Annotated in this window: 25 protein-coding genes, 5 tRNA genes and 2 pseudogenes; 14 read left to right on the top strand and 18 right to left on the bottom strand. The window is 52.8% G+C overall.

Features of this window, described 5'->3' with window-relative positions; genetic code table 11:
• Nucleotides 1-143: 143 nt before the first annotated feature.
• Entirely contained in the window at nt 144-434 is a 291-nt protein-coding gene (locus VH86_RS01305; RefSeq protein WP_156150541.1) for a hypothetical protein, read from the bottom strand.
• A gap of 8 nt (nt 435-442) precedes the next feature.
• Nucleotides 443-934: pseudogene (locus VH86_RS01310) on the bottom strand (DUF4113 domain-containing protein); the annotation flags it as partial.
• Here VH86_RS01310 and VH86_RS01315 point away from each other — a divergent pair.
• Nucleotides 924-1571: pseudogene (locus VH86_RS01315) on the top strand (tyrosine-type recombinase/integrase); the annotation flags it as partial. The pseudogenes VH86_RS01310 and VH86_RS01315 overlap by 11 nt on opposite strands.
• A gap of 114 nt (nt 1572-1685) precedes the next feature.
• Here VH86_RS01315 and VH86_RS01320 read toward each other — a convergent pair.
• The 6 genes from VH86_RS01320 to uvrY all read right to left on the bottom strand — a co-directional run bounded on the left by VH86_RS01320 (nt 1686) and on the right by uvrY (nt 5343).
• Nucleotides 1686-1771 (bottom strand) — tRNA-Leu (locus VH86_RS01320).
• Nucleotides 1772-1782: 11 nt separating this feature from the next.
• Nucleotides 1783-1856, bottom strand: a tRNA-Cys gene (locus tag VH86_RS01325).
• A 42-nt stretch (nt 1857-1898) separates the two neighbouring features.
• Nucleotides 1899-1974: transfer RNA gene (locus VH86_RS01330), tRNA-Gly, on the bottom strand.
• A gap of 267 nt (nt 1975-2241) precedes the next feature.
• Entirely contained in the window at nt 2242-2790 is a 549-nt protein-coding gene (gene pgsA, locus VH86_RS01335; RefSeq protein WP_045831649.1) for a CDP-diacylglycerol--glycerol-3-phosphate 3-phosphatidyltransferase, read from the bottom strand.
• A gap of 68 nt (nt 2791-2858) precedes the next feature.
• Nucleotides 2859-4691 carry an excinuclease ABC subunit UvrC gene (gene uvrC / locus VH86_RS01340; protein ID WP_045831650.1) on the bottom strand — a complete coding sequence of 611 codons (1833 nt, stop codon included), beginning with the start codon at nt 4689-4691 and terminating at the stop codon, nt 2859-2861.
• The gene (gene uvrY / locus VH86_RS01345) at nt 4684-5343 is read right to left on the bottom strand and encodes a UvrY/SirA/GacA family response regulator transcription factor (RefSeq protein WP_034820300.1); all 660 of its coding nucleotides are present in this window, start codon (nt 5341-5343) and stop codon (nt 4684-4686) included. The genes uvrC and uvrY overlap by 8 nt, the downstream gene beginning before the upstream one ends.
• A gap of 430 nt (nt 5344-5773) precedes the next feature.
• On the opposite strand from uvrY, the gene VH86_RS01350 reads away from it, so the two are divergent.
• Entirely contained in the window at nt 5774-6001 is a 228-nt protein-coding gene (locus VH86_RS01350) for a DUF2594 family protein (protein WP_034820303.1), read from the top strand.
• 31 nt (nt 6002-6032) lie between these two features.
• Here VH86_RS01350 and VH86_RS01355 read toward each other — a convergent pair whose 3' ends face one another.
• Both VH86_RS01355 and sdiA read right to left on the bottom strand, forming a co-directional pair.
• Nucleotides 6033-6644, bottom strand: coding sequence for an acyl-homoserine-lactone synthase (locus tag VH86_RS01355; protein WP_034820307.1), 612 nt, complete (start codon nt 6642-6644; stop codon nt 6033-6035).
• Between the two features lie 122 nt (nt 6645-6766).
• Nucleotides 6767-7489, bottom strand: coding sequence for a transcriptional regulator SdiA (gene sdiA, locus VH86_RS01360; protein WP_034820310.1), 723 nt, complete (start codon nt 7487-7489; stop codon nt 6767-6769).
• Nucleotides 7490-8040: 551 nt separating this feature from the next.
• Between sdiA and VH86_RS01365 the strand changes: the two genes are divergently transcribed.
• Complete coding sequence (locus tag VH86_RS01365) at nt 8041-8715, top strand: DUF4396 domain-containing protein (RefSeq protein ID WP_045831651.1); 675 nt, start codon at nt 8041-8043, stop codon at nt 8713-8715.
• On the opposite strand, the gene VH86_RS01370 is transcribed toward VH86_RS01365, so the two are convergent.
• The gene (locus VH86_RS01370) at nt 8716-9414 is read right to left on the bottom strand and encodes an extensin family protein (protein WP_045831652.1); all 699 of its coding nucleotides are present in this window, start codon (nt 9412-9414) and stop codon (nt 8716-8718) included.
• Between the two features lie 283 nt (nt 9415-9697).
• Between VH86_RS01370 and cycA the strand changes: the two genes are divergently transcribed.
• A complete protein-coding gene (gene cycA, locus VH86_RS01375) occupies nt 9698-11089 on the top strand; it encodes a D-serine/D-alanine/glycine transporter (RefSeq protein WP_038647711.1) in 1392 nt (463 codons plus the stop codon).
• Nucleotides 11090-11130: 41 nt separating this feature from the next.
• Here cycA and VH86_RS01380 read toward each other — a convergent pair whose 3' ends face one another.
• Nucleotides 11131-12105, bottom strand: coding sequence for a metal-dependent hydrolase (locus VH86_RS01380; protein WP_045831653.1), 975 nt, complete (start codon nt 12103-12105; stop codon nt 11131-11133).
• A gap of 23 nt (nt 12106-12128) precedes the next feature.
• Entirely contained in the window at nt 12129-12764 is a 636-nt protein-coding gene (gene rutR / locus VH86_RS01385) for an HTH-type transcriptional regulator RutR (RefSeq protein ID WP_045816229.1), read from the bottom strand.
• Between the two features lie 308 nt (nt 12765-13072).
• Here rutR and rutA point away from each other — a divergent pair, with 308 nt between their 5' ends.
• The 6 genes from rutA to rutG are packed head-to-tail and all read left to right on the top strand — an operon-like array spanning nt 13073 to nt 18026.
• Nucleotides 13073-14164: a pyrimidine utilization protein A gene (gene rutA / locus VH86_RS01390; RefSeq protein WP_045831654.1), complete on the top strand. Its 1092-nt coding sequence runs from the start codon at nt 13073-13075 to the stop codon at nt 14162-14164.
• Entirely contained in the window at nt 14164-14874 is a 711-nt protein-coding gene (gene rutB / locus VH86_RS01395; RefSeq protein ID WP_045831655.1) for a pyrimidine utilization protein B, read from the top strand. Before rutA ends, rutB begins: the two co-directional genes overlap by 1 nt.
• A gap of 44 nt (nt 14875-14918) precedes the next feature.
• A complete protein-coding gene (gene rutC / locus VH86_RS01400; RefSeq protein ID WP_038647719.1) occupies nt 14919-15314 on the top strand; it encodes a pyrimidine utilization protein C in 396 nt (131 codons plus the stop codon).
• A complete protein-coding gene (gene rutD / locus VH86_RS01405) occupies nt 15314-16117 on the top strand; it encodes a pyrimidine utilization protein D (protein WP_045816233.1) in 804 nt (267 codons plus the stop codon). Before rutC ends, rutD begins: the two co-directional genes overlap by 1 nt.
• Before the next feature lie 16 nt (nt 16118-16133).
• Entirely contained in the window at nt 16134-16655 is a 522-nt protein-coding gene (gene rutF, locus VH86_RS01410; protein WP_045831656.1) for an NADH-dependent FMN reductase RutF, read from the top strand.
• Nucleotides 16656-16700: 45 nt separating this feature from the next.
• A complete protein-coding gene (gene rutG / locus VH86_RS01415; protein WP_045831657.1) occupies nt 16701-18026 on the top strand; it encodes a pyrimidine utilization transport protein G in 1326 nt (441 codons plus the stop codon).
• Here the strand turns inward: rutG and VH86_RS01420 are convergent.
• Together VH86_RS01420 and VH86_RS01425 are read right to left on the bottom strand one after the other, a co-directional pair.
• Nucleotides 18023-18937, bottom strand: coding sequence for a DMT family transporter (locus tag VH86_RS01420; protein ID WP_045831658.1), 915 nt, complete (start codon nt 18935-18937; stop codon nt 18023-18025). The two genes, rutG and VH86_RS01420, sit on opposite strands and share 4 nt — an antisense overlap.
• A 110-nt stretch (nt 18938-19047) precedes the next feature.
• Nucleotides 19048-19212, bottom strand: a complete 165-nt coding sequence (locus tag VH86_RS01425) for a general stress protein (protein WP_071845623.1) — start codon at nt 19210-19212, stop codon at nt 19048-19050.
• 311 nt (nt 19213-19523) lie between these two features.
• Between VH86_RS01425 and wrbA the strand changes: the two genes are divergently transcribed.
• The 3 genes from wrbA to VH86_RS01440 are packed head-to-tail and all read left to right on the top strand — an operon-like array spanning nt 19524 to nt 21801.
• The gene (gene wrbA, locus VH86_RS01430) at nt 19524-20123 is read left to right on the top strand and encodes an NAD(P)H:quinone oxidoreductase (RefSeq protein ID WP_038647730.1); all 600 of its coding nucleotides are present in this window, start codon (nt 19524-19526) and stop codon (nt 20121-20123) included.
• A 20-nt stretch (nt 20124-20143) separates the two neighbouring features.
• On the top strand, nt 20144-20374 hold the full coding sequence (locus tag VH86_RS01435) for a YccJ family protein (RefSeq protein WP_038647733.1): 231 nt from the start codon (nt 20144-20146) through the stop codon (nt 20372-20374).
• Between the two features lie 53 nt (nt 20375-20427).
• Nucleotides 20428-21801 (top strand): NAD-dependent succinate-semialdehyde dehydrogenase, encoded by a 1374-nt coding sequence (locus VH86_RS01440; RefSeq protein ID WP_045831659.1) that lies wholly within the window; start codon nt 20428-20430, stop codon nt 21799-21801.
• A 48-nt stretch (nt 21802-21849) separates the two neighbouring features.
• Here the strand turns inward: VH86_RS01440 and agp are convergent, their stop codons facing one another.
• From agp to VH86_RS01455, 3 genes are all read right to left on the bottom strand, one after another.
• Nucleotides 21850-23481 carry a bifunctional glucose-1-phosphatase/inositol phosphatase gene (agp, locus tag VH86_RS01445; RefSeq protein WP_156150542.1) on the bottom strand — a complete coding sequence of 544 codons (1632 nt, stop codon included), beginning with the start codon at nt 23479-23481 and terminating at the stop codon, nt 21850-21852.
• 256 nt (nt 23482-23737) lie between these two features.
• Nucleotides 23738-23825 (bottom strand) — tRNA-Ser (locus VH86_RS01450).
• A gap of 35 nt (nt 23826-23860) precedes the next feature.
• A tRNA-Ser gene (locus VH86_RS01455) sits at nt 23861-23948 on the bottom strand.
• A 224-nt stretch (nt 23949-24172) separates the two neighbouring features.
• Between VH86_RS01455 and yccA the strand changes: the two genes are divergently transcribed.
• Nucleotides 24173-24829 (top strand): FtsH protease modulator YccA, encoded by a 657-nt coding sequence (gene yccA / locus VH86_RS01460; protein ID WP_045831661.1) that lies wholly within the window; start codon nt 24173-24175, stop codon nt 24827-24829.
• Nucleotides 24830-24881 lie beyond the last annotated feature (52 nt).

Raw genomic sequence — 24881 nt, forward strand, 5'->3', positions numbered from 1 at the left:
CTGTGCTTTTTTTTAAGCGTGCGCTGGCTATTTCTAAGGGTAATACTATTCTCAATCGGTTCCCGTTTCCCAATGGGACGCCATCAATTACAGGCAAAACTTTTGCCGCCCGGAACCCATTGCTCCGGGCTTTTTTGAAAACTTTAAATTGGCGACCCGTCCTGCTCATGTATCGCAGTCACTTCATGCGTCACCACTCCCACAACGGCCACATCCTCAAGCAAATCATCTTCCAGAGTCTGGCCTTCATCGGTGATGATTCGACGCGGATGCATATAGGTGTGCCCCCATTCGTACATGCCTGACAAATCCGGCAAGACAGCATCACCATTCTTTGGCCGCCGTTTCTCATCAACGATGCAGCTGCGCCCCTTCCATTCCACAAGGTAACAGGTCGTGCTGGTCGCAAGCACCTTCTGCACCGGCAGTGTCATCTCGCCACTCACAGGTCCGAAATTCGAGTGGTATATGCCGGCGACAACCTTTCCCGCTTCATTGCCCACGCTTTCTGAGTGCCCTGTCCTGCGAACCATAGTTTTCCCTTCCCGCTTTGATTGAGGCCGTCTACAACGCGCATCAGCGCCTCGCTATTGGCCTGTGGTTTGTGTTCGTCAAAAAGATTGAGTTGTAATACCCCCTGGCTGAAGAAATCGCCAAGCATAACCCCTGCTTTCATATAACGTCGGTTATCGAGCCAGATACGACCCAGCATCTCCATAGCCACCCGGATAATGTCTCGGTTGTCGTTTGATGGCGTTTGTAAATTGCCCATAGCCTGGTTGCCATAATAAATTCCATTAACAGCGTGCAGACTGGTGCGAACAAAAACCGCTACCTGACAGCAGAACTGGCGTTCTTCGCGTAACTTCTCTGCAGCCCGCTCCGCGTAAGCGCAGATGGCCTGACATATTTCCATGTAATCGGCTAAACGTGAGAAAGCGTTTATTTCCCGTATGTATCGCTGGGTATATGAGCGCGGCATGGTGAAGGGTAATCCTTCAAAGGGCGTTAAGAAGTTCAAAGAGGATTCTCGCGACCGCTACGTCACAGATGCGGAATATCAGGCGCTATATTCGTGTGCGCCAGATATTGTGAAGGTGGCAATGGAGTTGGCGTATTTATGCTGTGCCAGACAAGCAGATGTTCTTTCCATGAAAAAGAGCCAAATCATGGAAGAAGGGATTTTGATTAAACAGAGCAAAACAAGCGTAGCGCAAATTAAGGGCTGGTCCCCTCGCCTGACTACTGTAATCAGCATGGCAGCAGAGCTAAACCTAAAGCCAGGCATGAGCAGTATATTCATCATCCACCAGCCGAACGGTTCAGGCTATACGCGCGATGGTTTTAACAGTCGTTGGAGCGCAGCCCGTGAAGAGGCTCGCATTAAATTTCCAGAACTGCTTTTTGATTTCACCTTCCACGATCTGAAAGCAAAAGGGGTATCAGACCTTGAGGGTGATCTTTATGAGAAGAGAGCCATCACCGGGCATAAGAACGTCGAACAAACCGCAGCATACGACCGCAAGATCGTTGTCGTTCCGATTGTCGGTGGGCAGAAAAAGAGCGTTTGATATTATGAAGTCATATTATGAAGAGAACTGAAGACACAAAAAAACCGCCCTTGGGCGGTTACGACATTACTGCATATTGCTTTGATTTTATTTGGTTTTAGCGACTACTAAATATGGTACCCGGGGCGGGACTTGAACCCGCACAGCCATAAGCCGAGGGATTTTAAATCCCTTGTGTCTACCGATTTCACCACCCGGGCAGGGTGTAAATTGGAGGCGCGTCCCGGAGTCGAACCGAGGTAGACGGATTTGCAATCCGTTGCATGGCCACTCTGCCAACGCGCCTTTATTCTGATGTGTCATCTGTCAGCAACAAACGACTAAATTTGGAGCGGGAAACGAGACTCGAACTCGCGACCCCGACCTTGGCAAGGTCGTGCTCTACCAACTGAGCTATTCCCGCATAATCTTCGTCTTTCACTTTACTGCTGCGTTAGCTTCCTTCATTCACACAGGTCACTTACTGAAGTAAGCTCTCTGTGGTTCGTTCAGTCGCCGCCTTGCTGAAAACTGAAATACTTGATTCTTTAATTCACCGAACTCGCTGATTTTACTCAGCTTCTTGCAGACTCGCTGCCGTTCGATGCGATGCATTCTACTTATCTGACGCAATGAGTCAATAGAATTATCCACACAGTGCGTCCGTTTGCTGCTTTTTAAATCGCATCGATCAGCTATCGAGCAAATCACCGCGTGCGGCGCTCAAATACTGGAACATTGACCAGAAGGTCAGCACCGCGGCGATATACAGCGCTACGACACCCACCCCCACCACCGCAGCGTCTGGGCGCCACAGCAAGGCGAACAGAGAGAACATCTGCGCCGTAGTTTTCACTTTGCCAATCCAGGAAACCGCTACGCTGCTGCGCTTACCAATCTCCGCCATCCACTCACGTAAGGCTGAGATGATAATTTCGCGCGCAATCATGGTCGCTGCCGGTAAGGTAATCCACCAGGCGTGGAAATACTCGGCAACCAGTACCAACGCAATGGCCACCATCACTTTGTCAGCTACAGGATCGAGGAAAGCGCCAAAACGCGTGGTTTGCTTCCAGCGGCGGGCAAGAAAACCATCAAACCAGTCAGTCACGGCGGCAACCACAAAGATCAATGCTGTGGCAAAAGGTGCCCATTGAAAAGGCAGATAAAATGCCAGCACAAAGAATGGAATCAGTACAACTCGAAACAGGGTAAGACACGTCGGAATGTTAAATTGCATATGCCAGTAACTGTCTGGTGTGAGTAGAATTTAACGTATGTTCCTACATTGCCCCCCCTGTTTCAATGCTAGTGTTTCAGCGAGTGGTAGATTTTTTCCGCCAGCGCGAAGGAAATCCCCGGCACTTTAGCAATCTCATCCACGCTGGCATTCATCAGGGGTTGCAGGCCCCCCATATACTTAAGCAGCTGTTGACGCCGTTTTGGCCCGACCCCTTCAATGCTTTCAAGTGCACTGGTGTTCTTCACTTTCGCACGTTTTTTCCGGTGCCCCGAAATTGCATGATTGTGAGAGTCATCACGAATATGTTGAATCACATGCAGTGCAGGCGAGTCTGGCGGCAACGAAACGCCCTCGCCTTCCGCTTCAAAGAACAGCGTTTCCAGACCCGCTTTACGGTCAGTGCCTTTTGCCACGCCCAGCAAAATGGGACGATCTTTATCCCAGGGCACATCCAGCTCTGCGAACACCTGTTTCGCCTGCGCCAACTGGCCTTTACCGCCATCGATGATGATGACATCAGGGATTTTGTCCTCTTCCAGCGCTTTACCATAACGACGACGTAATACCTGGTTCATCGCGGCGTAATCATCGCCAGGCGTGATGCCTTCAATGTTATAGCGGCGGTAATCTGAACGCAGCGGTCCATCGCGGTTAAAGACCACACACGAAGCTATCGTCTGCTCACCCATGGTGTGACTGATATCGAAACACTCCATGCGCTTGATGCTGTCGAGTTCGAGAAAGACTGCCAGCGCCGCCAGTCGCTGCTGAATAGTGGAGTGCTGAGACAGTTTAGTGGTCAACGCGGTGGCAGCGTTGGTGCGCGCCAGTTTAAGGTAGCGTGCCCGATCGCCGCGTGGTTTACTTTGAATATTGACCTTGCGGCCGGCCAATTCACTCAAAGAATCGGCCAGCAACTCGCGTTCAGGCAGGCTAAAGTCCAGCAGAATATCAGCAGGCAAAGTGCGTGCTTCGCTGCCCTGCAGATAAAACTGACCGACAAAGGTTTGCACCACTTCGGTGAGATCGGTATCGGCTGGCACTTTCGGGAAGTAACTGCGGCTGCCCAGCACTTTGCCCTGCCGAATAAACAGCACGTGCAGGCAAGCCATACCGGCGTCGAATGCCACCCCCATCACATCAAGGTCATCGCCCTGATTGGAGACAAACTGCTTCTCGGTGACGCGTCGTACCGCCTGAATCTGATCGCGCAGACGCGCCGCTTCTTCGAAGCGCAATCCATAGCTGGCCTCTTCCATGCGTTTGACCAGTTGGTTGATCACTTGATCATCTTTACCGGCAAGAAACAGCCGCACGTAGTCCGTTTGCTGCGCATACTCATCTTCGCTGACCAAACCCGCTACGCACGGCCCAAGGCAACGGCCAATCTGATATTGCAAACAGGGGCGAGAGCGGTTGCGATAAACACTGTTTTCACACTGTCGAATCGGGAACACTTTCTGCAACAGCGCCAGGGTTTCACGCACCGCATAGCCATTAGGGAAAGGCCCAAAATATTCCCCTTTCGCGTGTTTGGCACCACGATGCATCGCCAGTCGCGGATGCGCGTCTGCACTCAGGAATATATAGGGATAGGATTTATCATCACGCAGCAGCACGTTATAGCGAGGCTGATAGAGCTTGATGTAATTGTGTTCAAGCAGCAAAGCTTCGGTTTCGGTATGCGTCACCGTCACGTCGATGTTTTGGATGTTACTGACCAGAACTTCGGTTTTTCGACTGCCCACCTGAGTGCGGAAATAACTGGTCAGGCGCTTTTTGAGGTCTTTCGCTTTACCGACATAGATCACCGTGCCTGTCGCGTCATACATGCGGTAGACGCCGGGCTGACTGGTCACGGTGCTGAGAAAGGCTTTGGAATTGAAAACGTCACTCACTACTGATTAACGGCTCCGCATTATAGAGACCATGTCGAATGGCCAGATGCGTTAACTCTACGTCGCCACTGATGTTCAACTTACTGAACATGCGATAACGGTAACTGTTAACGGTTTTCGGGCTGAGATTAAGCTGCTCGGAAATTTCCGTCACCTTTTGCCCTCGGGTGATCATCAGCATAATCTGCAATTCCCTTTCCGACAAACAGCTAAAGGGCGATTCGGCTTTTTGCGGCTCGATTTGGCTAAGCGCCATTTGCTGCGCAATATCTGATGCGATATAGCGCTGACCTGAATGCACTGAACGAATCGCACTCACCACTTCCTGCGGGGCCGCACCTTTGCTCAGATAACCCGCCGCACCGGCTTGCATCACTTTTGCCGGCAGCGGATTTTCTGTATGGATGGTCAGCATAATAATGCGGATGTCAGGATTGAAGCGCACAATTTTTCGCGTGGCTTCCAGACCGCCGATGCCCGGCATATTCATGTCCATCAGCACCACGTCAACCGGATTGCTGCGGCACCATTTCACCGCGTCTTCACCACAAGCCACTTCCCCGGCAATTACCAATCCCTTCATATCTTCCAGTATGCGGCGAATACCGGCGCGTACCAGTTCATGGTCATCAACAAGAAGCAGACTGATCAACGGGACGTACTCCGCAGGTTAGTGAGGGGAAAAATATATTTCAGGAGGGCCATCTTACCGGGTTTGCCGGGGAAAAAACATCTGGTTACGCAGATAAATCCCAAATGAAATGATACATATCAAATTGAGCTCATTCCCAGATATCTTTTGAGTGAAACGCACTAGCATGCAAGAATTAAAATGTGAAATTGTGACTAATATCATTATGTTATAATTTATGCTCTTTTCATTGACCGCTGGGCTTTAGTAAATAAAAATAACTTCAACGCCTGATTTTCCCTGCCTGTTAATAACGCAAACGTCCATTTAATGTTGGTTTAATCTCCACCGCTTCGCCTGGGATAAATTCCTCATTCAACCATATGATATACTCTGTTTTTTACACACAGATATTGTGTCTACATTCAGTAACACCACCAAGGAGTCAAAGATGAGTGATGAAGACTTTTCAACATCGCGGGATACCCAGGCACTGGCCGACGAAGTGGCTTGCCTGAAAATGATGGTGACGCTGATTCTGAAAGGGATGGGCCAGGCGGATGCCGGTAAGGTTATTATTAACATGGAGCGCTATGTGCAAAGCGCGTTAGCGGATAAGCCGCAGGCGGAGGTGTTCAGCAACACCATTCGTCAGATTAAAACCGCCTACCGTCAGTAAGCGGTGAAGCCCCGCGCGATGCGCGGGGTGGTCAACTGTGCGACTGCCAGTTCACTGAAACACCCAGTGACGGCAGCACCTCTTCGGGACTAAACCGACGTGTGCCGCGATACTTGTCCGCCAGTGCCGGCTGATGAACCGGAATACGAATGGCAAACAGATTATCCTCAGATTGAATCAAACCAGGTGATAAAGGTTCGTACACGACATGGTGCTGCTCAAACATTTTTTCCAGCATCGGCGTTGCTGAGCTGATCAGGTACTCCATACCGCTGAGTTCCGCCAACTGCACCGCATGCCACAAAATCGTCAGTGGCAGTTCTGCATCCACCTCAAGGCGTGCCGAAAAGCGTGACATTTCCCAGACTTTTTCCTGATCGAACGGCAGCACCATGCCTTCAGGCACTTCTGGTTCATGCCAGGGCAACAAACGTGCACAGCCGCAGATCCCCTGGCGCGCATTCCAGGCGATCATCCAGGTGACATCGGAGCGATCAAAGCGATCATACTCCTGCCCAGGCGTACTTAAGCGCGGCGGGATAGACCAACCTTCACCCCGCGCAAAAACGCTATAGCGATATGTTCCTAATTCTGCCAACAGAGAGGACGGCATATCCTTAAGCTGTGTTTGAATTACTTTCATCATGCGCCCCTGACATCCCCATGTTTGCAATGATTTCTTTGCGCCAGCCTGGCAAAGTTCCGGCGCAGGGTAGACAACTGACTAAAGAGTGGGAACTACTAAAATTAGTAGTTGCCTTTTTGCTATATCAGGCCAATTGCCGCCGCATAACACGCAATCTGCGTTTTATTGGAAACATTAAAACGCTTTTGCATATTCTTTTGGTGAAAATTCACCGTATGTTCTGAAATCGCTAAAATCAGTGAAATTTCCGCAGAAGTTTTTCCTTCTGCCGTCCATTTCAAAATTTCCAGTTCGCGTTGGCTAAAATCATTAGATAAAACCGCCATTGAACTATCATTTAGCCGCTCCAGCACGCGCAAACTCAGTTCCGCCAGAAGGTGCAGTTTCACCTCTAGCTGAACGCGTAAGTGTTGAGTCTGACTGTGAAGCGATGATGCTATAGATAATATACCAATGGCACGATTTGGCGCCATTGCCGAACAAGAAAAGCCGCTGTTAAGCCCTGCCGCATTCGCTTCAGCCCATAAATTACCGGCACCGGTAAACAAATCCCGTGTCCATTCCACGCCTCGTCCCGGCCGCTGACAAAGTAACAGCACCGGATCGACAGCATAATAATTTTCGCTTTCATAGCGCTTAACCCAGCTTTCCGGGTAAGTACTGAACAAAAACACGCGCGGCCGGGTAAAAGGCACGGGATGTTGAACGAGGAAAGCGAATGAATCGAAACCCATCGCTTCAATGTGTTTTTGTAATAGCGTTTTTACTTGAATCACTTCCGTCAGCGCCTGAAATTCATTTTCAGTTTCGCCACGCCAGACGAAATAATTATCGGTCGTCATTATTGCCTCAGCGTTGTTTCACGCTTTAACTTGTTATTCGTTCTGATTAACACAAAAAATAAATTAACTTGAGAAAAAATATTGATTGAAATGAGAGCAGCCCGCGGGGTAACAATCATAACCATCCTGTTGTCAATGCGTTACCATTATGGGGAACTGAAAGCAGATACATTTTGCCAACAGCTTCACAACTTTAATCCTCTTTCCTGATTAGAATAGGATTTTTCCGAAGGAGTTTCAATCACCCTATTCATCGAAAATCATCATTAGATTGATAAATTTTTAGCATCGTCATTAACTAAAATCACTCACTTTGAAAGCGGCTACTGAGGGTAATAGCGGTATTTGTGGGACGACGCCTATTCGGCTCATTCTTAATCCCAGTGATTTCTGTGGTGAGCGGTATAACGTGATTTCCGTCACCCTCTTTTCCAGCTACGCTTAGAGGATGTACGGGTGATGACGCTGTGGACTTTTCAGGGGAAGACGTTGCGCCCTCATGCATACTGGCGCATTGTCATGCGTATTCGAGCATCATAACGGGGCTGACTATGATGAACCAACTGGCATTACCTTTCCTTGTACTGGGCGGTTGTACAGCGCTGATGATCTTAAAAGATCTTTTCCGTCACCCGCATCCGGTGGCCATCATGAATATCATCTGGCCGCTGACCGGCCTCTATATGCCGTTCATCGGATGGTTAGCCTGGTGGTATCTGGGCCGTAAACCTTCACGTCAGGTAAAACTTGCGCTGCTGGTTCCACAGAAAATTCAGAGTAATGCCAGCTGGCAAACAATATTTATTTCCACCTCATTATCTGCTGCGGCCTGTATATTTGGCGACATAATGACCCTACCAATAATCACCTTGCTAAATCAGTTCGCCATTATGCCAACGCTTTGGATGCAGGCAATTATTTGCTTGATAGTTTCTCTGGTGGTGGGTTTATTTTTCCAGTTCCTGGCGATTCGCCAACGTGAAAAACGTTCATTTGGCCGGGCGTTATTATTAGCATTAAAAACCGAAACGTTTCCCCTGCTGATTTATCAATTAGGTATTTTTATCTTTATGGCACTGGCACTAAAATTTGTTCTCAACCAGCAAATCAATCCGTTGCTGGTCGCTTTCTGGTTTATGTTACAACTGGCCATGATCATCGGTTTTCTATTCTCCTGGCCCGCTAATCATTTCCTGATAAAACGAGGGCTTAACCCCGCCGTCTAACTAACGACAGTATCCGCCGCCGCGCATGCCCAGGTGAAAATGTCCGGCATGCGCGGCGTTGTAATCCGGTCCTAACGCATTGCCAAAGGTCGCACAGCCGTTTTGCCATAAAGCGCGGAGCCCTGCAGCCGCATCCTCAGGTTGATGCCAGTTTTTTGCCACCTGCAGCCAGCGTCCATCCGCAAGCTGAAACCCTGTCACATCCCATGCATCTGCTGTTGCATGCTCGCTTAAACGCCCCTGCTGGCGATGATAGATATTTCGACAGGCGTAACTGCCGACGTGGCTGATGTGCCGAATCGGGCTGTTGATACCTGCCTGCTGCAAGGCGTGAGTGCTGTTGACGACATAGATTGTGCTGCTCACTGCCATGGGGCAACTGGCAAGAAAGCTGCTGCTCAATGTCACTTCACCAAAACCACTCACGCGCAAAGGTTGTTCAATAGGGCAATCACCTTTCAGTGCTGGCACCGCGCGAAATTCTACCCATCCCTGCTGACTGGCTCGCTGCATCACCGCCATACAGGCCGCAGGATCGTGACTCAGGCGCTGCAATTTGTAGCGCATCATCCATCCTTGTGGGTCAGTGACCGACAGCGGCGTAAACGGATTCCACTGCGGCGGCAAATGCGTTTTCAGCCACGGCAAACTCCACCAGCCACATAATGCCAACAGAACAATCGCTAATAATGCGCGCATCACACCTCACGTTTACTCATAAAAAGAAGACGTAAGTGTAGGTGGCAAAATGGGGAGATAACGCAGAAAAGGCTTAATTGCTGAAGATTTACGCAAATGTACCGTGGATTATGCCATGTAAATATTTACTGACAGAGGAAACCCCGTAAAAGGTCACAATTGTAAAAAAACAATTACCGAGAGTTGCAACCTTTCCACTATCTTATGCCACTTGCCTATCAAACGGCACGTTATCTAACAGCCAGTAGAGCTGACACAACATCAAAACAGGAAAGATATATTTATGGTTGATCAATCCAAAGAGGCGCTTATCGAGGCCGAACAGCCCGATAAGCTCCAGCGTAATCTGCATAACCGCCATATCCAACTGATTGCTATCGGTGGCGCGATCGGCACCGGGTTGTTTATGGGCTCAGGTAAAACCATCAGCCTGGCCGGCCCCTCGATCATTTTCGTTTATATGATCATCGGTTTTATGCTGTTTTTCGTCATGCGCGCTATGGGCGAACTGCTGCTCTCAAATCTTGAATATAAATCATTCAGCGATTTTGCTGCCGACTTACTCGGGCCATGGGCGGGATATTTTACCGGCTGGACTTACTGGTTCTGTTGGGTGGTAACGGGCATTGCTGATGTCGTGGCCATTAGTGCCTATTTCCAACTCTGGTTCCCCGACTTTTCCATCTGGATGAGTGCGCTGCTGTGTATATTTGTGTTCCTGGCGCTCAATATCGCAACGGTGAAATTGTTTGGCGAAATGGAATTCTGGTTCGCGATTATTAAAATCGTGGCGATTGTTGCTCTGATCGTGACCGGCATCGTGCTGGTCAGCATGCATTATCCTTCGCCTAACGGCAGCGCCGCGGCCCTGAGCAATATCTGGGATCATGGCGGTATGTTCCCGAAAGGATTGAGCGGCTTCTTTGCTGGCTTCCAGATTGCGGTATTTGCCTTCGTCGGCATTGAGTTAGTGGGAACAGCCGCAGCAGAAACCAAAGATCCGCACAAGGTGTTGCCACGCGCGATTAACGCCATTCCGTTGCGCATCATTATGTTTTACGTTCTGGCGTTGCTGGTGATCATGGCGGTGACGCCGTGGAATCAGGTGATGCCAGACCGCAGCCCCTTCGTTGAGATGTTTGTGCTGATCGGATTACCCGCCGCCGCCAGCATCGTGAACTTCGTGGTGCTGACTTCTGCTGCATCATCCGCCAACAGCGGCATTTTCTCCACCAGCCGTATGCTGTACGGTCTGTCAGAACAAGGCGTGGCACACAAAGCGTTTGGCCGCCTGTCGGCACGCGCGGTTCCCACCACCGGGCTGTTTTTCTCCTGCTTCTGCCTGCTGTGCGGCGTGGCGCTGATTTACCTGATTCCCGATGTGATGACGGTATTCACCATGGTTACAACGGTATCGGCGATTCTGTTTATGTTCGTCTGGACCATCATCCTGTGCAGCTATCTGGCTTACCGCAAACAGCATCCACAACGTCATGCTGAGTCGAAGTTCAAGATGCCGCTGGGCAAGCTGATGTGCTGGGTGTGCATGGCGTTCTTCGCCTTTGTCATTGTCCTGCTGACCTTGCAAGATGATACTCGCCAGGCGTTGATGGTCACGCCGCTGTGGTTCGTCATTCTCACTATGGGCTGGTTGTTACGTCGTCGTAAAGCCTGATAGCCCTGCCGAAAAAAAGCCCCGAATGCTCGGGGCTTTTTTTATAACCTTTCGCGTAATTTATGCCATGCCTGCGCCAGTGAAGGCCGTACCGAAGGCTCCCTTTCCGGTGCCGGTTCGGGAACATGTGCCGATCCCAGATTGAAGCTGAAGGTGTAATTGGGCGCTTCCCCCATCCTTAAATCCGAAATCAAGGTATCTTCATCCTGCTGGCGCATGGCGTAAAAACCATGGCTGAACCACGCCACTCGCTCGGCATACCAGTCGCCTTTAAACGCATCGAACAATTGCGGGTTGCGCGGATGCCAATGAATTTCCAGTGCACGATCGGGTGACAGCAGTGACCAATAGGCTTCACCGTAACGATCGGGGGTCATAATCACGGTTCGCCACACCAGGGTATTAAACGCCGTTGGCGTCACCAGCACCTGCTGCGGCTTGATGGATTGATCAGTCAAATCACGATTGATATGCTGCGTCGCCACGCCCTGCACCACCATGCTCCAGCCGAGATACAGCGTACTGATCAGCAAGCCCGCCTGATTCCAGCGCAGCCCTACGCCATCACGCCGCCATAACGCCACCCCGAGCGCAATCAGCAATGGCAGGGTATACAACGGATCGATGATGTACATGCTGCCAATCGCGTAGGGGAAATCGGTAAACGGCAACCCCAGTTGCGTGCCGTACACCGTTGTCAGATCGAGCAATGGATGCGTAATCAGGGCCAGCCAAATTGCCAGACACCAACCGCGCCAGTGGGAGCGACTGCGTGTTGCACCTGCGATCAGCCAGGCCAGCAGGGGCGCAACTAACGTGAGCCATATCAGCGCATGGCTCTCAGTACGATGCAGCGTCATATTGCGAATCGCATCGCCATGATCGATAAACACATCAAGATCGGGCAAGGTGCCGGCAATCGCCCCCACCAGCGCCGATTGCCATAACGGCACGCGTTTGCCCATCACCGCAACGGTGACCGCCGCGCCCAACGTCAATTGTGATAGCGAATCCATGCACTCTCCTGGCTAAAGCGGGATCAACGCACGCGGATCCCTTCAATTATCATGCGCTGTACATTCTCCAGCGTTTGTTCAAAAAACGCAGGATCGTTCAGCGTCTGGCCGGTGATCGCTTCAACCTGTGAAGCAAAATCCGCGTAGTGTTGCGTGGTGGCCCACAGCAGGAAAAACAGATGCTGGGGTTGCACACCGGCTAACCGCCCTTCCGCAATCCACTGCTCGATGATCGCCGCCTTCTCATCCACCAGCGCTTTTAGATCCCCGGCCAGTTCACCTTTGAGTAAAGGGGCACCTTGTAGCATCTCGAGACAGAACAAGCGCGAGGCCTGTGGGTGATCGCGCGACACCTCCAGCTTAAGACGGATATATTTCCGAATAGCGGTCAGTGGGTCCTGATCGTGGCGCAGTGCGCGCAGTGGTGCCAGCCATACATCAAGGATCTCTTTCAGAACCGCGATATACAGCACCTCTTTTGAGGGATAGTAGTAAAGCAAATTGGTCTTGGAGACATCGGCACGCTCTGCCACTTTATCGAGGCTGGTACCGTGAATACCGAACTGCGAGAAGAAGCTTAACGCCGCTTCCAGTATCGCAGCCCGTTTTGCGGCAACGGCACGTGAACGTCGGCCCGGTTGTTTTTCATCGCTTTTCACACTGTTACCTCTTCAATCCTGCCTGTCCGCATCATAACAAAGCCCCTCTTTCCTGCCTAATCGCTCGCCCTGCACCTTTTTTGACCACTGTGCGCATGAAAAACGTGCAAAAAGTTTTGACCAAACGGTCTGATTTAGACCAACCGCTCTACTTTCATTCTTCAATAGTTTTTAACACATTGTTGTATAAGGCATTTAAAAATGTGGCACAGGCTTTGCAATTTTATGACTGAGCGCCGCTCGCAGGATGCGTGCAGGAAGCAGTGCAGCGCGTAAAGCAATGCCCGTTCAATGCAGAGAGGTTTCACATGAAAATTGGCGTATTTATCCCGATTGGCAACAATGGCTGGCTCATCTCCACCCATGCGCCGCAGTACAAACCGACTTTTGAACTGAATAAAGAGATTGTGCTGAAGGCCGAGCACTATCACTTCGACTTTGCGCTCTCGATGATCAAACTGCGCGGCTTCGGAGGTAAAACCGAATTCTGGGATCACAACCTCGAATCCTTCACCCTGATGGCGGGGCTCGCGGCGGTGACCTCACGGATTGAGATCTATGCCACGGCAGCCACGCTGACGCTGCCCCCAGCAATTGTGGCGCGTATGGCCGCCACCATCGATTCGATTTCCAATGGCCGTTTCGGCGTCAATCTGGTCACCGGCTGGCAGAAACCCGAATACGAACAGATGGGATTGTGGCCGGGTGATGAGTACTTCTCCAGCCGTTACCAATACCTCACCGAGTACGTCACCGTGCTGCGCGATTTATGGGGCAGCGGTCAGAGTGACTTCAAGGGTGAATTTTTCACCATGAACGACTGCCGCGTCAGCCCGCAACCGCAGAAACCGATGAAGGTGATCTGCGCCGGACAGAGCGATGCCGGTATGGCATTCTCCGCGCAGCATGCCGATTACAACTTCTGCTTCGGCAAAGGGGTCAACACGCCCACCGCTTTCGCCCCGACCGCCAGCCGCATGAAAGCCGCAGCGGATCACGCCGGGCGCGATGTCGGCTCTTACGTGCTGTTTATGATCATCGCCGCCGAAAGCGATGAGGCCGCGCGTGCCAAATGGGAGCATTACAAAGCAGGTGCCGATGAAGAAGCGCTTGCCTGGCTCACCACGCAAAGCCAGCAGGACACCAAATCGGGTAGCGATACCAACGTGCGTCAGATGGCCGATCCCACCTCAGCCGTCAACATCAATATGGGCACCCTGGTGGGTTCATACGCCAATGTGGCACGAATGTTGGATGAAGTGGCTGAGGTCGACGGCACGCAGGGCGTCTTACTCACCTTTGATGACTTCCTGCAAGGCATTGAAGATTTCGGTGAGCGTATCCAGCCATTAATGCAGTGTCGTCAAAACGTTATCACTTCGCAGAAGGAGGTTGCCTGATGAGTACCGTAACCTGTGCCCATACGTCGAGTTTGCCCAATATCACCCTGCCCGCCCGGCCAGAAGCTATCGCACTGCCGCCGGCGCAAAGTGCCTTGATCGTCGTGGATATGCAAAACGCCTATGCCACCGAAGGGGGTTATCTGGATCTTGCCGGTTTTGATGTCTCCGCCACCAAACCCGTGATCACCAAAATCCATCAGGCGGTCACCGCGGCACGCGCCGCTGGCATGCAGATTATCTGGTTCCAGAACGGCTGGGACGACCAGTACATCGAAGCGGGTGATGCTGGCTCGCCTAACTTCCATAAGTCGAATGCACTGAAAACCATGCGTAAGCGCCCGGAGTTACAGGGCACGCTGCTGTCGAAAGGCGGCTGGGATTATGCGCTGGTGGATGAACTGGTGCCGCAGGCAGGAGACATCGTGCTGCCTAAACCGCGCTACAGTGGCTTCTTCAATACCCCACTCGACAGCATGCTGCGCAGCCGCGGTATCCGCCATCTGGTGTTCACCGGCATTGCCACCAACGTGTGTGTCGAATCCACGCTGCGTGATGGCTTCTTCCTCGAATATTTTGGCGTGGTGCTGGAAGACGCCACTTATCAGGCCGGACCGCCGTTTGCTCAGCAGGCGGCGATTTTCAACATCGAAACCTTCTTTGGCTGGGTCAGTGACACAGACACCTTTTGTGAAGCCCTGAAGGCTTAAGGCCAATCTCACCTGCAAAACCATAACGATAAGGAACTGCGACGATGCCTAAAAGTGTGATTATCCCTGCCGGTAGCGGCACCCCGATTGCGCCCTTTGTGCCGGGAACGCTGGCCGATGGCGTGGTTTACGTGTCAGGCACGCTACCGTTCGATGCCAGTAACAATGTGGTCCACGTCGGCGATGCAGCGGCACAAACCCGCCACGTGCTGGAAACCATTAAAAAGGTGATCGAGACCGCCGGTGGCAAGATGAGTGATGTCACTTTCAACTCTATATTCCTCACCGACTGGAGCAACTACGCCGCGATTAACCAGGTTTATGCCGAGTATTTCCCCGGCGACAAGCCAGCACGCTTTTGCATTCAGTGCGGATTGGTTAAACCAGATGCGCTGATTGAAATTGCCAGCGTCGCGCACATCGGTCCCCAGGAGGCGTAATGCACCTTGAGATTCATGGTTTAACCGCTGCCGACGCGCCAACGCTGGTGCTGTCGTCCGGCCTGGGTGGCGTGGCGGGCTTTTGGCAACCCCAGCTGGCGGCGCTCACTCCCCATTATCGGGTGGTGACTTACGATCAGCGCGGTACCGGTCGCAGTGCCGATACGCTGCCTGAAGGCTACAGCATGGCGATGATGGCCGCCGAACTGGCTGAACGACTGGCGCAACATGACATTCACTATTACGACATTATTGGCCACGCGCTGGGTGGCCTGATTGGCCTGCAGCTGGCCCTGGATTATCCCAACCGTGTCGGCCGCATCGTGGTGATTAATGGCTGGCTGTCGCTGGATCCTCATACGCAACGCTGCTTCCAGGTGCGGCAGGATCTCCTGCTCAACGTGGGCGTTGAAGCCTTTGTACGGGCGCAGCCGCTGTTCCTCTATCCGGCTGAATGGCTGGCGCGCCATCAGGCGCGTATCACGGCTGAAGATGCTCATCACGTGGCTCATTTTCAGGGTATGGAGAATCTGCTACGTCGATTACATGCATTAATGAACTGTGATTTTCGTGCCCATGCGGCGCGGATTCAGCAACCGGTGTTAGCCATCTGTAGCCAGGACGATCTACTGGTGCCGTGGAGCTGCTCGCCACTGCTGGCCCAGGCGTTGCCTGACAGCAGTCTGATTGAGATGCCGTGGGGTGGACATGCAATGAGCGTGACCGATGCCGATAACTTCAACGCACTGCTGCTGCAATGGTTGGCCGAAACCGCTGCACCGGCACAGCGTGCCGCAAGTTGAACAGAGGAGTTGAATCATGAGTGTGCATGAATTGCCGCTGCCGCCCAATGTTGACCGCGATGCTTTTCGCCATGCCATGGCACGATTGGGTGCTGCGGTGAATATCATCACCACCGACGGTCCGGCGGGTCGCGCCGGATTCACCGCATCTGCTGTCTGCAGCGTGACGGATACGCCGCCTACTTTGCTGGTGTGTCTGAATCGTTCGGCATCGGTCTGGCCGACCTTTCGGGATAATGGCTATCTGTGCGTCAACACCCTGGCAGCCGGTCATGAGGATCTTTCTACGCTGTTTGGTGGTAAAACGCCGATGGATCAGCGTTTTGCTGCAGCTAACTGGCACACGCTGGCCAGCGGTTCACCGCTGCTGGAGGGCGCCACCGTGTCGTTTGATTGCAAAATCACCCAGGTGGTCACTGTTGGCACACACGACGTTTTGATGTGTGAAGCGCTGGCGCTGGTACGTAACGATGATTCCCATGGCCTGGCGTGGTTTGACCGTGGATATCATCACCTTTTACGGCAGGACGCCCGCTAACGCCGCTCTGCGCGGCCCGGTTCCACCGCTACCCTGGAGAAAACGATGGCGAATTCCTGGTTCCCCCGCTGGCAGAAAAAGTCAGCCATGACCGAAGATGGGCTGATTGCACCGGATGAAACCCTGCCGTTTGGGCAGACATTTGTGCTGGGCTTGCAGCATGCTGTAGCAATGTTTGGCGCAACGGTATTGATGCCGTTGCTGATGGGACTGGACCCCAATCTGGCGATTCTGGTTTCTGGCATCGGCACGCTGCTGTTTTTTGTTGTGACCGGCGGCCGCGTCCCCAGTTATCTCGGATCCAGCGCCGCCTTTGTTGGGGTCATTATCGCGGTGACCGGATTTAACGGCCAGGGATTGAACCCTAATCTGGCCCTGGCGCTGGGCGGGGTCATTGCGTGTGGCGCACTCTATACCCTGATTGGCCTGATTGTGATGAAAGTCGGTACGGGTTGGATTGAACGCCTGATGCCGCCTGTCGTCACCGGTGCAGTGGTGATGGCGATTGGCCTTAATCTGGCTCCGATCGCCGTGCACGGTGTCTCTGCATCGATGTTTGACAGCTGGATGGCGGTGATGACGGTGTTATGCATCGGCGTGGTCGCGGTCTTCACTCGCGGTCTGGTTCAGCGCTTACTGATTCTGGTTGGCCTGATTGTCGCCTGGGCGATCTACGCCTTGCTCACCAATGTGTTTGGCCTCGGCAAGCCGGTCGATTTTAGCGGTGTCGCCAATGCGCCCTGGTTTGGTTTACCGCACACCACCGCACCGGTGTTTGATATGCAGGCGATAGTGATGATTGCCCCTGTCGCCATCATTCTGGTGGCTGAAAACCTTGGGCATATTAAAGCCGTTGCCGGTATGACGGGGCGCAATCTTGATCCCTGGATGGGGCGTGCGTTTGTCGGGGATGGCCTCGCCACCATGCTGTCAGGTTCGATGGGAGGTAGCGGCGTGACAACTTACGCAGAGAATATCGGCGTCATGGCGGTCACCAAAGTCTATTCGACACTGGCGTTTGTCGGGGCAGCAGTGATTGCGCTGATACTCGGCTTTTCACCGAAGTTTGGTGCCTTGATCCATACCATTCCCGGCCCGGTGATTGGCGGTGCCTCTATTGTGGTATTTGGCTTGATTGCCGTGGCAGGTGCGCGAATCTGGGTGCAAAACAACGTTGATTTCAGTCAGAACGGCAATTTAATCATGGTGGCCACCACCTTAGTGCTGGGCGCTGGCGATTTCGCTTTGAAGATCGGCAGTTTCACCATTGGGGGAATTGGCACAGCAACTTTCGGTGCCATCATTCTTAACGCGATCCTCAAACGTCGTGGTGCCGCACTGGCAAACCAGGCGGCACGACAGCAACCTTAAGGCTCCAGCGGTGCCTGCTCAGGCACCGCTTTCTTGCGGCGAAGTCGTAGCTCGCTGACGATGACCCCACAGACGATCAGCGCACCACCCAACAGGGCGGCGGCCGGTAAACGTTCACCCGCAATACGCCCTACCACCCCTGCCCAGACCGGTTCACCGGCGTAAATCACTGTGGCACGTGTCGGCGACACGCTGCGCTGCGCCCAGTTCATTGTCACCTGAATCAACGCACTGGCCGCACCTAGCCCCAGTGCACTCAACAGCAATGGCGTTGAGATTGTTGGGACCGACTCGCCGTTAGGGATCATTAAGACAAAGGCACAGGCCGATGCGACCATCAGCTGAATCAGCGTCACACGACGCACATCTACCTGCCCGGCAAAGCGGCTAATCAGAATGATTTCAGCCGCGATGGCCAGCGTACTGAGCAATGTGGCTATTTCACCGGCGTTTAATGTCAGGCTGCCATCTTGTGGCCCGGCCACCAGCACTAAACCGGTGAACGCCAGCATGATGCCAATCCATGCCATTAATCCAGGTGGGCGGCGCAGAAATATCCATTGCAGCAATGGCACCACCGGCACATACAGCGCCGTTAAAAACGCCGACTGACTGCTGGAAATGGTTTGCATTCCCCAGGTTTGTAAGCCGTAGCCACCTGCAATCGCCAGTCCTATCAACGCACCGGCCTTAACTTCGAGCCATGTCATGTGTTTCAGGTAGCGACGAAAGAAGAAGGCCAGCAACAGCGATGCCGTCGCAAAGCGCAGCCCCACAAAGAAAAACGGACCAGAGTGCGCCATCGCCCGGTGAACCACCAAAAAGGTGCCACCCCAAACCATGGTGATGAAGATAAGGACAAGTTCCTGACGCGTAATACGCAGGCTGAGACGTGAGCTTAAAGCGGACATAACGCACCAAAATAATCGATTGGCGGTCATTTTTGCCTGGCCATGAGGGGAAATGCAATCTTTGTTACCGCCGGGCGAACCCGGCGGAGGGGGAATCAAACACAATCACATTACTTCTTGCTGCGACTGCGTCCCCCTTTTTCACCTGCTTCGGAAGCGCGTTGCGGGTCGTTCCTAAAATTACCGCCGCTATTTTTGCCGCCTTTACGTCCGGCTTCCGCGGCTCTCTCGCGATCCTCCGCGAAATTACCAGATCCTCCACGATGTTGTGCCATCATTTCCTCCAGGGATTGAGCATCTGTGGTTAGACCTTTTCATCCAATAGGGTGAAAAGCGAGACGACGGAGTATTCGCGCCGCCTGATGAAAGAATAGTCAACTCAACTAGACATTCAGCTAATATTCACACTTTGAAACACATAATTCACTTATTTATCCATCATAAACCAGATTAATCTCCAGCTTACAAGCGGTTAGCCCGTTAAAAAGCGCAGCGCTGAACTGCCCCAATTATCCTCCCTTCCGGCACCTTACGCAGTCTCTTCTATACTTCTGAATACTCATCACCCTCAGCAGGATAGAAAACCATGGCAAAAGTTTTGGTGCTTTATTACTCAATGTATGGACATATCGAAACCATGGCGCAAGCCGTGGCTGAAGGCGCAAAGAGTGTGAGCGGTGCGGAAGTCACCATTCTTCGTGTACCAGAAAGCATGGATGCGGAGAGATTTGCGCAGGTGGGCGGCAAGGTGAATCAGTCAGCGGCTGAAGCAAAACCTGAAGATTTAACCCAATACGACGCCATCATCGTGGGTACGCCAACCCGCTTTGGCAACATGGCCGGCCAGATGCGTAATTTCTGGGATCGTACTGGCGGACTGTGGGCCTCTGGCGCGCTGTACGGCAAACTCGCCAGTGTGTTCGCCTCGACTGGCACCGGTGGCGGTCAGGAACAAACGATTACCTCGGTATGGACCACTCTCGCCCATCACGGCATGGTCATCGTGCCCATTGGTTATGGCACCAAAGAACTTTTCGATATTTCTCAGGTTCGGGGCGGTACGCCTTATGGCGCCACCACGATTGCTGGCGGTGATGGCTCACGCCAACCGTCTGCGGAGGAACTGGGAATTGCCCGCTATCAGGGCCAATACGTCGCCGGACTGGCGGTAAAACTGCAAGGATAAATCCACAACAGGAGACCTTTATGGCCACAGAACAGTCGAAAGCTCACCACGTGGGCGAATGGGCCACGCTGCGCCACACCTCACCTGAAATTGCTGAAGCCATTTTTGAGGTGGCGAATTATGACGAACGACTCGCGGAAGAAATCTGGCGTCAGCAAGGAAGCGACGATGTGCTGCTCCGCGCTTTTGATAAGACCGATCAGGACGTTCTGACGTGGGACGACAAAACCGTCGAGCGTAAAAACGTTTAAAACGCAGGCGGGCATGTCCCGCCTTTGTCATTTTTTCTGCCAAGGAACCCTTTATGTCAGCCTACCAAAGCATCAACCCGGCCAATAATCAGTTGCTGAAATCCTGGCCTAATCACGATGACACCTTTATGCAGCAGGCACTCAGCGCGGCTGACGAACTCTACCACTCTACGTGGTGCAAAGGCGATATGCAGCCACGTCTGCAGGTGCTGCACCGACTGGCCGATTTGATTGATCAACGCGTTGATGAATTAGCGGAGATTGCGAGTCGTGAAATGGGCAAGTTAATCGGGCAGAGCCGAGGTGAAGTAAAAATTTGCGCACAAATCGCCAGATATTATGCGGAACATGCGGCTCACTTGTTACAGGCACAACCCTATCCCAGTTCGGTGGGCGATGCCTGGCTTGAGTATCACCCGATAGGGGTGGTGGTGGCCGTCGAGCCCTGGAACTTCCCTTATTACCAGCTGATGCGTGTGCTGGCACCGAATCTGGCACTGGGAAATCCGGTGATGGCAAAACATGCCAACATTGTGCCGCACTGTGCGGATGTCTTCGAAAAACTGGTTGAAGAAGCGGGGGCGCCAAAGGGTGCGTGGACTAATCTTTTTATCTCGAATCAACAGGTCGCCGATCTGATTGCCGATCCGCGCGTGCAAGGTGTCGCGCTAACGGGCTCTGAACGTGCCGGCAGCGCCGTGGCGGAACAAGCTGGTAAGCATCTGAAAAAATCCACGCTGGAGTTAGGCGGCAATGATGTATTCGTTGTGCTGGACGATGCCGATATCGACGAAGCTGTGCGCCAGGGTGCGCAGGCGCGATTGAGCAACTGTGGTCAGGTGTGTACAGCAGCTAAACGCTTTATCCTGCACGAAAAAATCGCGACGGAGTTTATGGCGAAGTTTAGTGCGGCCCTGCAATCGGCCAAACCGGGGGATCCACTGGATGAGAGCACCACGCTGGGTCCGCTTTCATCGAAAGAGGCTCGCGACCGTTTAGTGAAGCAGGTTGAAGATGCGATTAAGCAGGGTGCGCATGTTGAACTGGGCGGCAAAGTGATTGAAGGCGTGGGTTGTTATTATCAGCCGACCATACTCACCGGCCTTACGCCGCAAAACCCTGCCTATTATCAGGAGTTCTTTGGACCCGTCGCACAGGTTTATGTGGTGGCTGACGATCGCACCGCCGTCGCGCTGGCCAATGATTCGCACTATGGCTTAGGCGGTTCAGTCTGGACGCGCGATATTCTGCGTGGGCGCAACATGGCATCGCAGATCGAGACAGGTATGGTGTTTATTAATTCCCAAAGCGATACCGCCGCAGAATTGCCGTTTGGTGGCGTGAAACGCTCAGGCTATGGACGCGAGTTGTCCGATCTAGGCCTGAAGGAGTTTGCGAATCAAAAACTGGTGGTCGTGGCTGGTTAACGCAAATAAAAAACCCCGTCGCGACGGGGTTTTTTCATGGTAGCAACGTTAGTTGCTGGCAGGTGCCGGTTTTGCCGCCTCGCCTTCCGGCTTGGCTGGCGTCGCATCTGACTGTGCTTTTTGCGCTGCAGCGGCATCGGCCTTCGCTTTGTCCTCCGCCGCTTTCTGCGCGGTGGCTTTCTCGGCTTTCGCTTTATCCTCTGCTGTTTTTTGCGCAGCCGCTTTATCCGCCTTCACTTTCTCTTCAGCGGTTTTAGCATCAGCCGCTTTCTGCGCTGCTGCTTTATCTGCTGCGGCTTTGTCGGCGGCCGCTTTATCAGCCGCGGCTTGATCTGCTTTGGCCTTAGCGTCGTCATTGGCAGCAGGCGCAGGTTGTGCCGCTGGCTGCGCTGCCGGAGCCGGAGCCGGAGCCGGAGCAGCTGGCTGCAGCGGTGTGCCCTGCAAAGCAGTATTCAACGCGGTAGCAAACTGATCCCAGCTGCAGTAACCATTGGCATCGGCATCGCAGCCTGCCAGTTGCAGCGTGACACGCTTCGGCGGGTTTTTCAGGCTCAGCACATCGGCATTACGCAGTTGTTCTGCGGTCTGATAAACGTATTCCACTTTCAGCAGGTCTTTGTTGTTTTTAGCATCGTGCCAACGCTCAAACACCACCTGGCCACCGATAGGCGTTTTCTCATCGTTGCCCGGCAGCTCGTATGGCTTAACCTGCAATGCGCTGAGCAGTGAAGCAATATTCGAATCGTGCCCCACCATCACCGTGACTTTCGGTGCGTTCGCTTTGTCTTGATCCACTAACTGGCTGCGGATGTAATCCACCAGCGGTGCGGCCACTTCACGTGCAACATCGGGAGAAGTAAACAGCGCATCCTGATAACCATTTTTGATCGCTGCGAGAGATTTCCACTGCTCAGGGGTTTTGATCTGTCCCCAGGCCACCTGATCGGCAGGGAAACCTTCGTAATATTGCAGCGTGAAGGCATCGACCAGGGAATTACCGATTTTCAGCGGCCCGTTCACGTTAGGCTCTTTGCCATTTTCCGCGCTGAAGGTGTTATCGCCGCTGCTCAGATCACACTGTTTTTTGCCGTTACAGGCCGGTGCAGATTTATAATCAACAATCTTTTCTAACTGCTGGAAAGCCGGTTTCAGCGCCAGCTTCTCATTCACAGCCGTCATCGCCGCCAGCGCTTTCTTATTGAATGCGTCGCTGCCGTCCGTGATCACCGGATTAAAGATAGGATCCATGGTGCCCATCGCATCCTGATGCGTCACGGAAATATCACAACCCGGGAAAGCGCCGGTAATGAAGTACTGCGCGGTCGCTACCGTACGTTGCAGGCTATTGGCATAGACGAAGATGTTGCTGCTGTCCGGGCAGGTGCCGCTTTCCACCAGGCCCTGCTGTGCCAGCCACTGGCGGGTATAGTTACCCATGTAGACTTCCAGCACGCCGCCTTTGGTGGTTAACTCGCCGCCGGGCACATCCCACTGCGGCCAATTCTTCTTAGTGGATTGTTCCAGCACGCTGCCGTTGTTGGCTAACGGTGCGCGTAGATTGTGACGGCTCAGCATCAGCACTTGCTGTAACTGCATATCTCCATCTGCCGCGTAAGCAGACATACCGATCGGGAGCGCAGCGATAACTGACAACGCGCAAAGACTCAGTTTCTTGATCATTGTGCCTATTCCATAATTCATCAGTGAAACACTCTGGCATTCAGACGATTAGCTCGCCATTGAGCGAATTACCGCACAGTGTAACCCAGCTTGCCTCGGAAAATCGCCAGATGTTTACAAAAACCGTGAATGGAATATAGCAGTAAACGCGCGTGCCGTCGGGTTACGGCAGCAGATTGAAAAGCAACGGGATGTTTTTCGGAATTCAGGAACGCAGAAAAGCAAAAAGCCCGCATTTCTGCGGGCTTCTTTAATATGGCGGAGGAACAGAGATTCGAACTCTGGGATGGTTTCCCATCGACGGTTTTCAAGACCGTTGCCTTAAGCCACTCGGCCATCCCTCCGGAAATCTTTTTGTCACTTCACTCTGCAAGAGTGATGGCGGAGGAGGAGAGATTCGAACTCTCGGATGGTTTCCCATCGACGGTTTTCAAGACCGTTGCCTTAAGCCACTCGGCCACCCCTCCGCAATGAGGCGCACTATAAACATCCCCCCGAACGATGTAAAGCGTGGATTGAATCGTTCGCCTGAAAAACAGCCAAAATCCATTTTTTCGCTGTCAAAATCACCATTCTGCTCAGTGAAACAGCAATTTATCGCGTAAAGATGGGTAAAACGACTTTGCTGTCTGGGAGCCGTTGCGTATCCTCAGGCCATATTTGGTGTTCTCTCTCTATAATGGAGCGCATGATGGATAGAATAATTAGCTCGTCACAGCAGCAATCGCTGATCAGCACCCACAAAGTGCTGCGCAATACCTACTTCTTACTGGGCCTGACGCTGGCGTTTTCCGCGGTCACCGCCACGCTCAGCACCGTGTTTGCTCTGCCCTCTCCGGGCTTAATTTTGATGTTGGTCGGTTTTTACGGCCTGATGTTCCTGACCTACCGTCTGGCAAATAGCCCGGCAGGTATTCTGGCGGCCTTCGCCTTTACCGGCTTCCTCGGTTACTGCCTCGGTCCCATTCTGAGCTCTTTCCTCGCTGCGGGCATGGGCGATGTGATTGCCATGGCGCTGGGCGGCACGGCGCTGGTGTTCTTCTGCTGCTCGGCCTACGTCCTGACCACACGTCGTGACATGTCCTTCCTCGGCGGCATGATGATGGCTGGCTTCGTGGTGCTGCTGGTTGCGGTTGTGGCGAATATCTTCCTGCAACTGCCAGCGCTGCATCTGGCGATCAGTGCGCTGTTTACCCTGTTCTCTGCGGGTGCGATTCTGTGGGAAACCAGTAACATCATTCATGGTGGCGAAACCAACTACATCCGCGCCACCGTTAGCTTGTATGTCTCGCTGTACAATATCTTTGTCAGTCTGCTGAGCCTGTTAGGTTTCGCCAGCAAAGATTAAGTCATTGCAGTTAACACGACTAACCCCGCTTCGGCGGGGTTTTTGCTTTTTT

It is taken from the genome of Pantoea sp. BL1, assembly GCF_000963985.1.
In the GTDB taxonomy this organism is placed as follows: Bacteria; Pseudomonadota; Gammaproteobacteria; order Enterobacterales; family Enterobacteriaceae; genus Pantoea; species Pantoea rwandensis_B.

Coding starts and splice junctions, on each gene's coding strand:
- VH86_RS01305 (WP_156150541.1), bottom strand. CDS start 434: ATGACACTGCCGGTGCAGAAGGTGCTTGCGACCAGCACGACCTGTTAC.
- pgsA (WP_045831649.1), bottom strand. CDS start 2,790: ATGCAATTTAACATTCCGACGTGTCTTACCCTGTTTCGAGTTGTACTG.
- VH86_RS01350 (WP_034820303.1), top strand. CDS start 5,774: ATGAGTGATGAAGACTTTTCAACATCGCGGGATACCCAGGCACTGGCC.
- VH86_RS01355 (WP_034820307.1), bottom strand. CDS start 6,644: ATGAAAGTAATTCAAACACAGCTTAAGGATATGCCGTCCTCTCTGTTG.
- sdiA (WP_034820310.1), bottom strand. CDS start 7,489: ATGACGACCGATAATTATTTCGTCTGGCGTGGCGAAACTGAAAATGAA.
- VH86_RS01365 (WP_045831651.1), top strand. CDS start 8,041: ATGATGAACCAACTGGCATTACCTTTCCTTGTACTGGGCGGTTGTACA.
- VH86_RS01370 (WP_045831652.1), bottom strand. CDS start 9,414: ATGCGCGCATTATTAGCGATTGTTCTGTTGGCATTATGTGGCTGGTGG.
- cycA (WP_038647711.1), top strand. CDS start 9,698: ATGGTTGATCAATCCAAAGAGGCGCTTATCGAGGCCGAACAGCCCGAT.
- VH86_RS01380 (WP_045831653.1), bottom strand. CDS start 12,105: ATGGATTCGCTATCACAATTGACGTTGGGCGCGGCGGTCACCGTTGCG.
- rutA (WP_045831654.1), top strand. CDS start 13,073: ATGAAAATTGGCGTATTTATCCCGATTGGCAACAATGGCTGGCTCATC.
- rutB (WP_045831655.1), top strand. CDS start 14,164: ATGAGTACCGTAACCTGTGCCCATACGTCGAGTTTGCCCAATATCACC.
- rutC (WP_038647719.1), top strand. CDS start 14,919: ATGCCTAAAAGTGTGATTATCCCTGCCGGTAGCGGCACCCCGATTGCG.
- rutD (WP_045816233.1), top strand. CDS start 15,314: ATGCACCTTGAGATTCATGGTTTAACCGCTGCCGACGCGCCAACGCTG.
- rutF (WP_045831656.1), top strand. CDS start 16,134: ATGAGTGTGCATGAATTGCCGCTGCCGCCCAATGTTGACCGCGATGCT.
- rutG (WP_045831657.1), top strand. CDS start 16,701: ATGGCGAATTCCTGGTTCCCCCGCTGGCAGAAAAAGTCAGCCATGACC.
- VH86_RS01420 (WP_045831658.1), bottom strand. CDS start 18,937: ATGTCCGCTTTAAGCTCACGTCTCAGCCTGCGTATTACGCGTCAGGAA.
- VH86_RS01425 (WP_071845623.1), bottom strand. CDS start 19,212: ATGGCACAACATCGTGGAGGATCTGGTAATTTCGCGGAGGATCGCGAG.
- wrbA (WP_038647730.1), top strand. CDS start 19,524: ATGGCAAAAGTTTTGGTGCTTTATTACTCAATGTATGGACATATCGAA.
- VH86_RS01435 (WP_038647733.1), top strand. CDS start 20,144: ATGGCCACAGAACAGTCGAAAGCTCACCACGTGGGCGAATGGGCCACG.
- VH86_RS01440 (WP_045831659.1), top strand. CDS start 20,428: ATGTCAGCCTACCAAAGCATCAACCCGGCCAATAATCAGTTGCTGAAA.
- agp (WP_156150542.1), bottom strand. CDS start 23,481: ATGATCAAGAAACTGAGTCTTTGCGCGTTGTCAGTTATCGCTGCGCTC.
- yccA (WP_045831661.1), top strand. CDS start 24,173: ATGGATAGAATAATTAGCTCGTCACAGCAGCAATCGCTGATCAGCACC.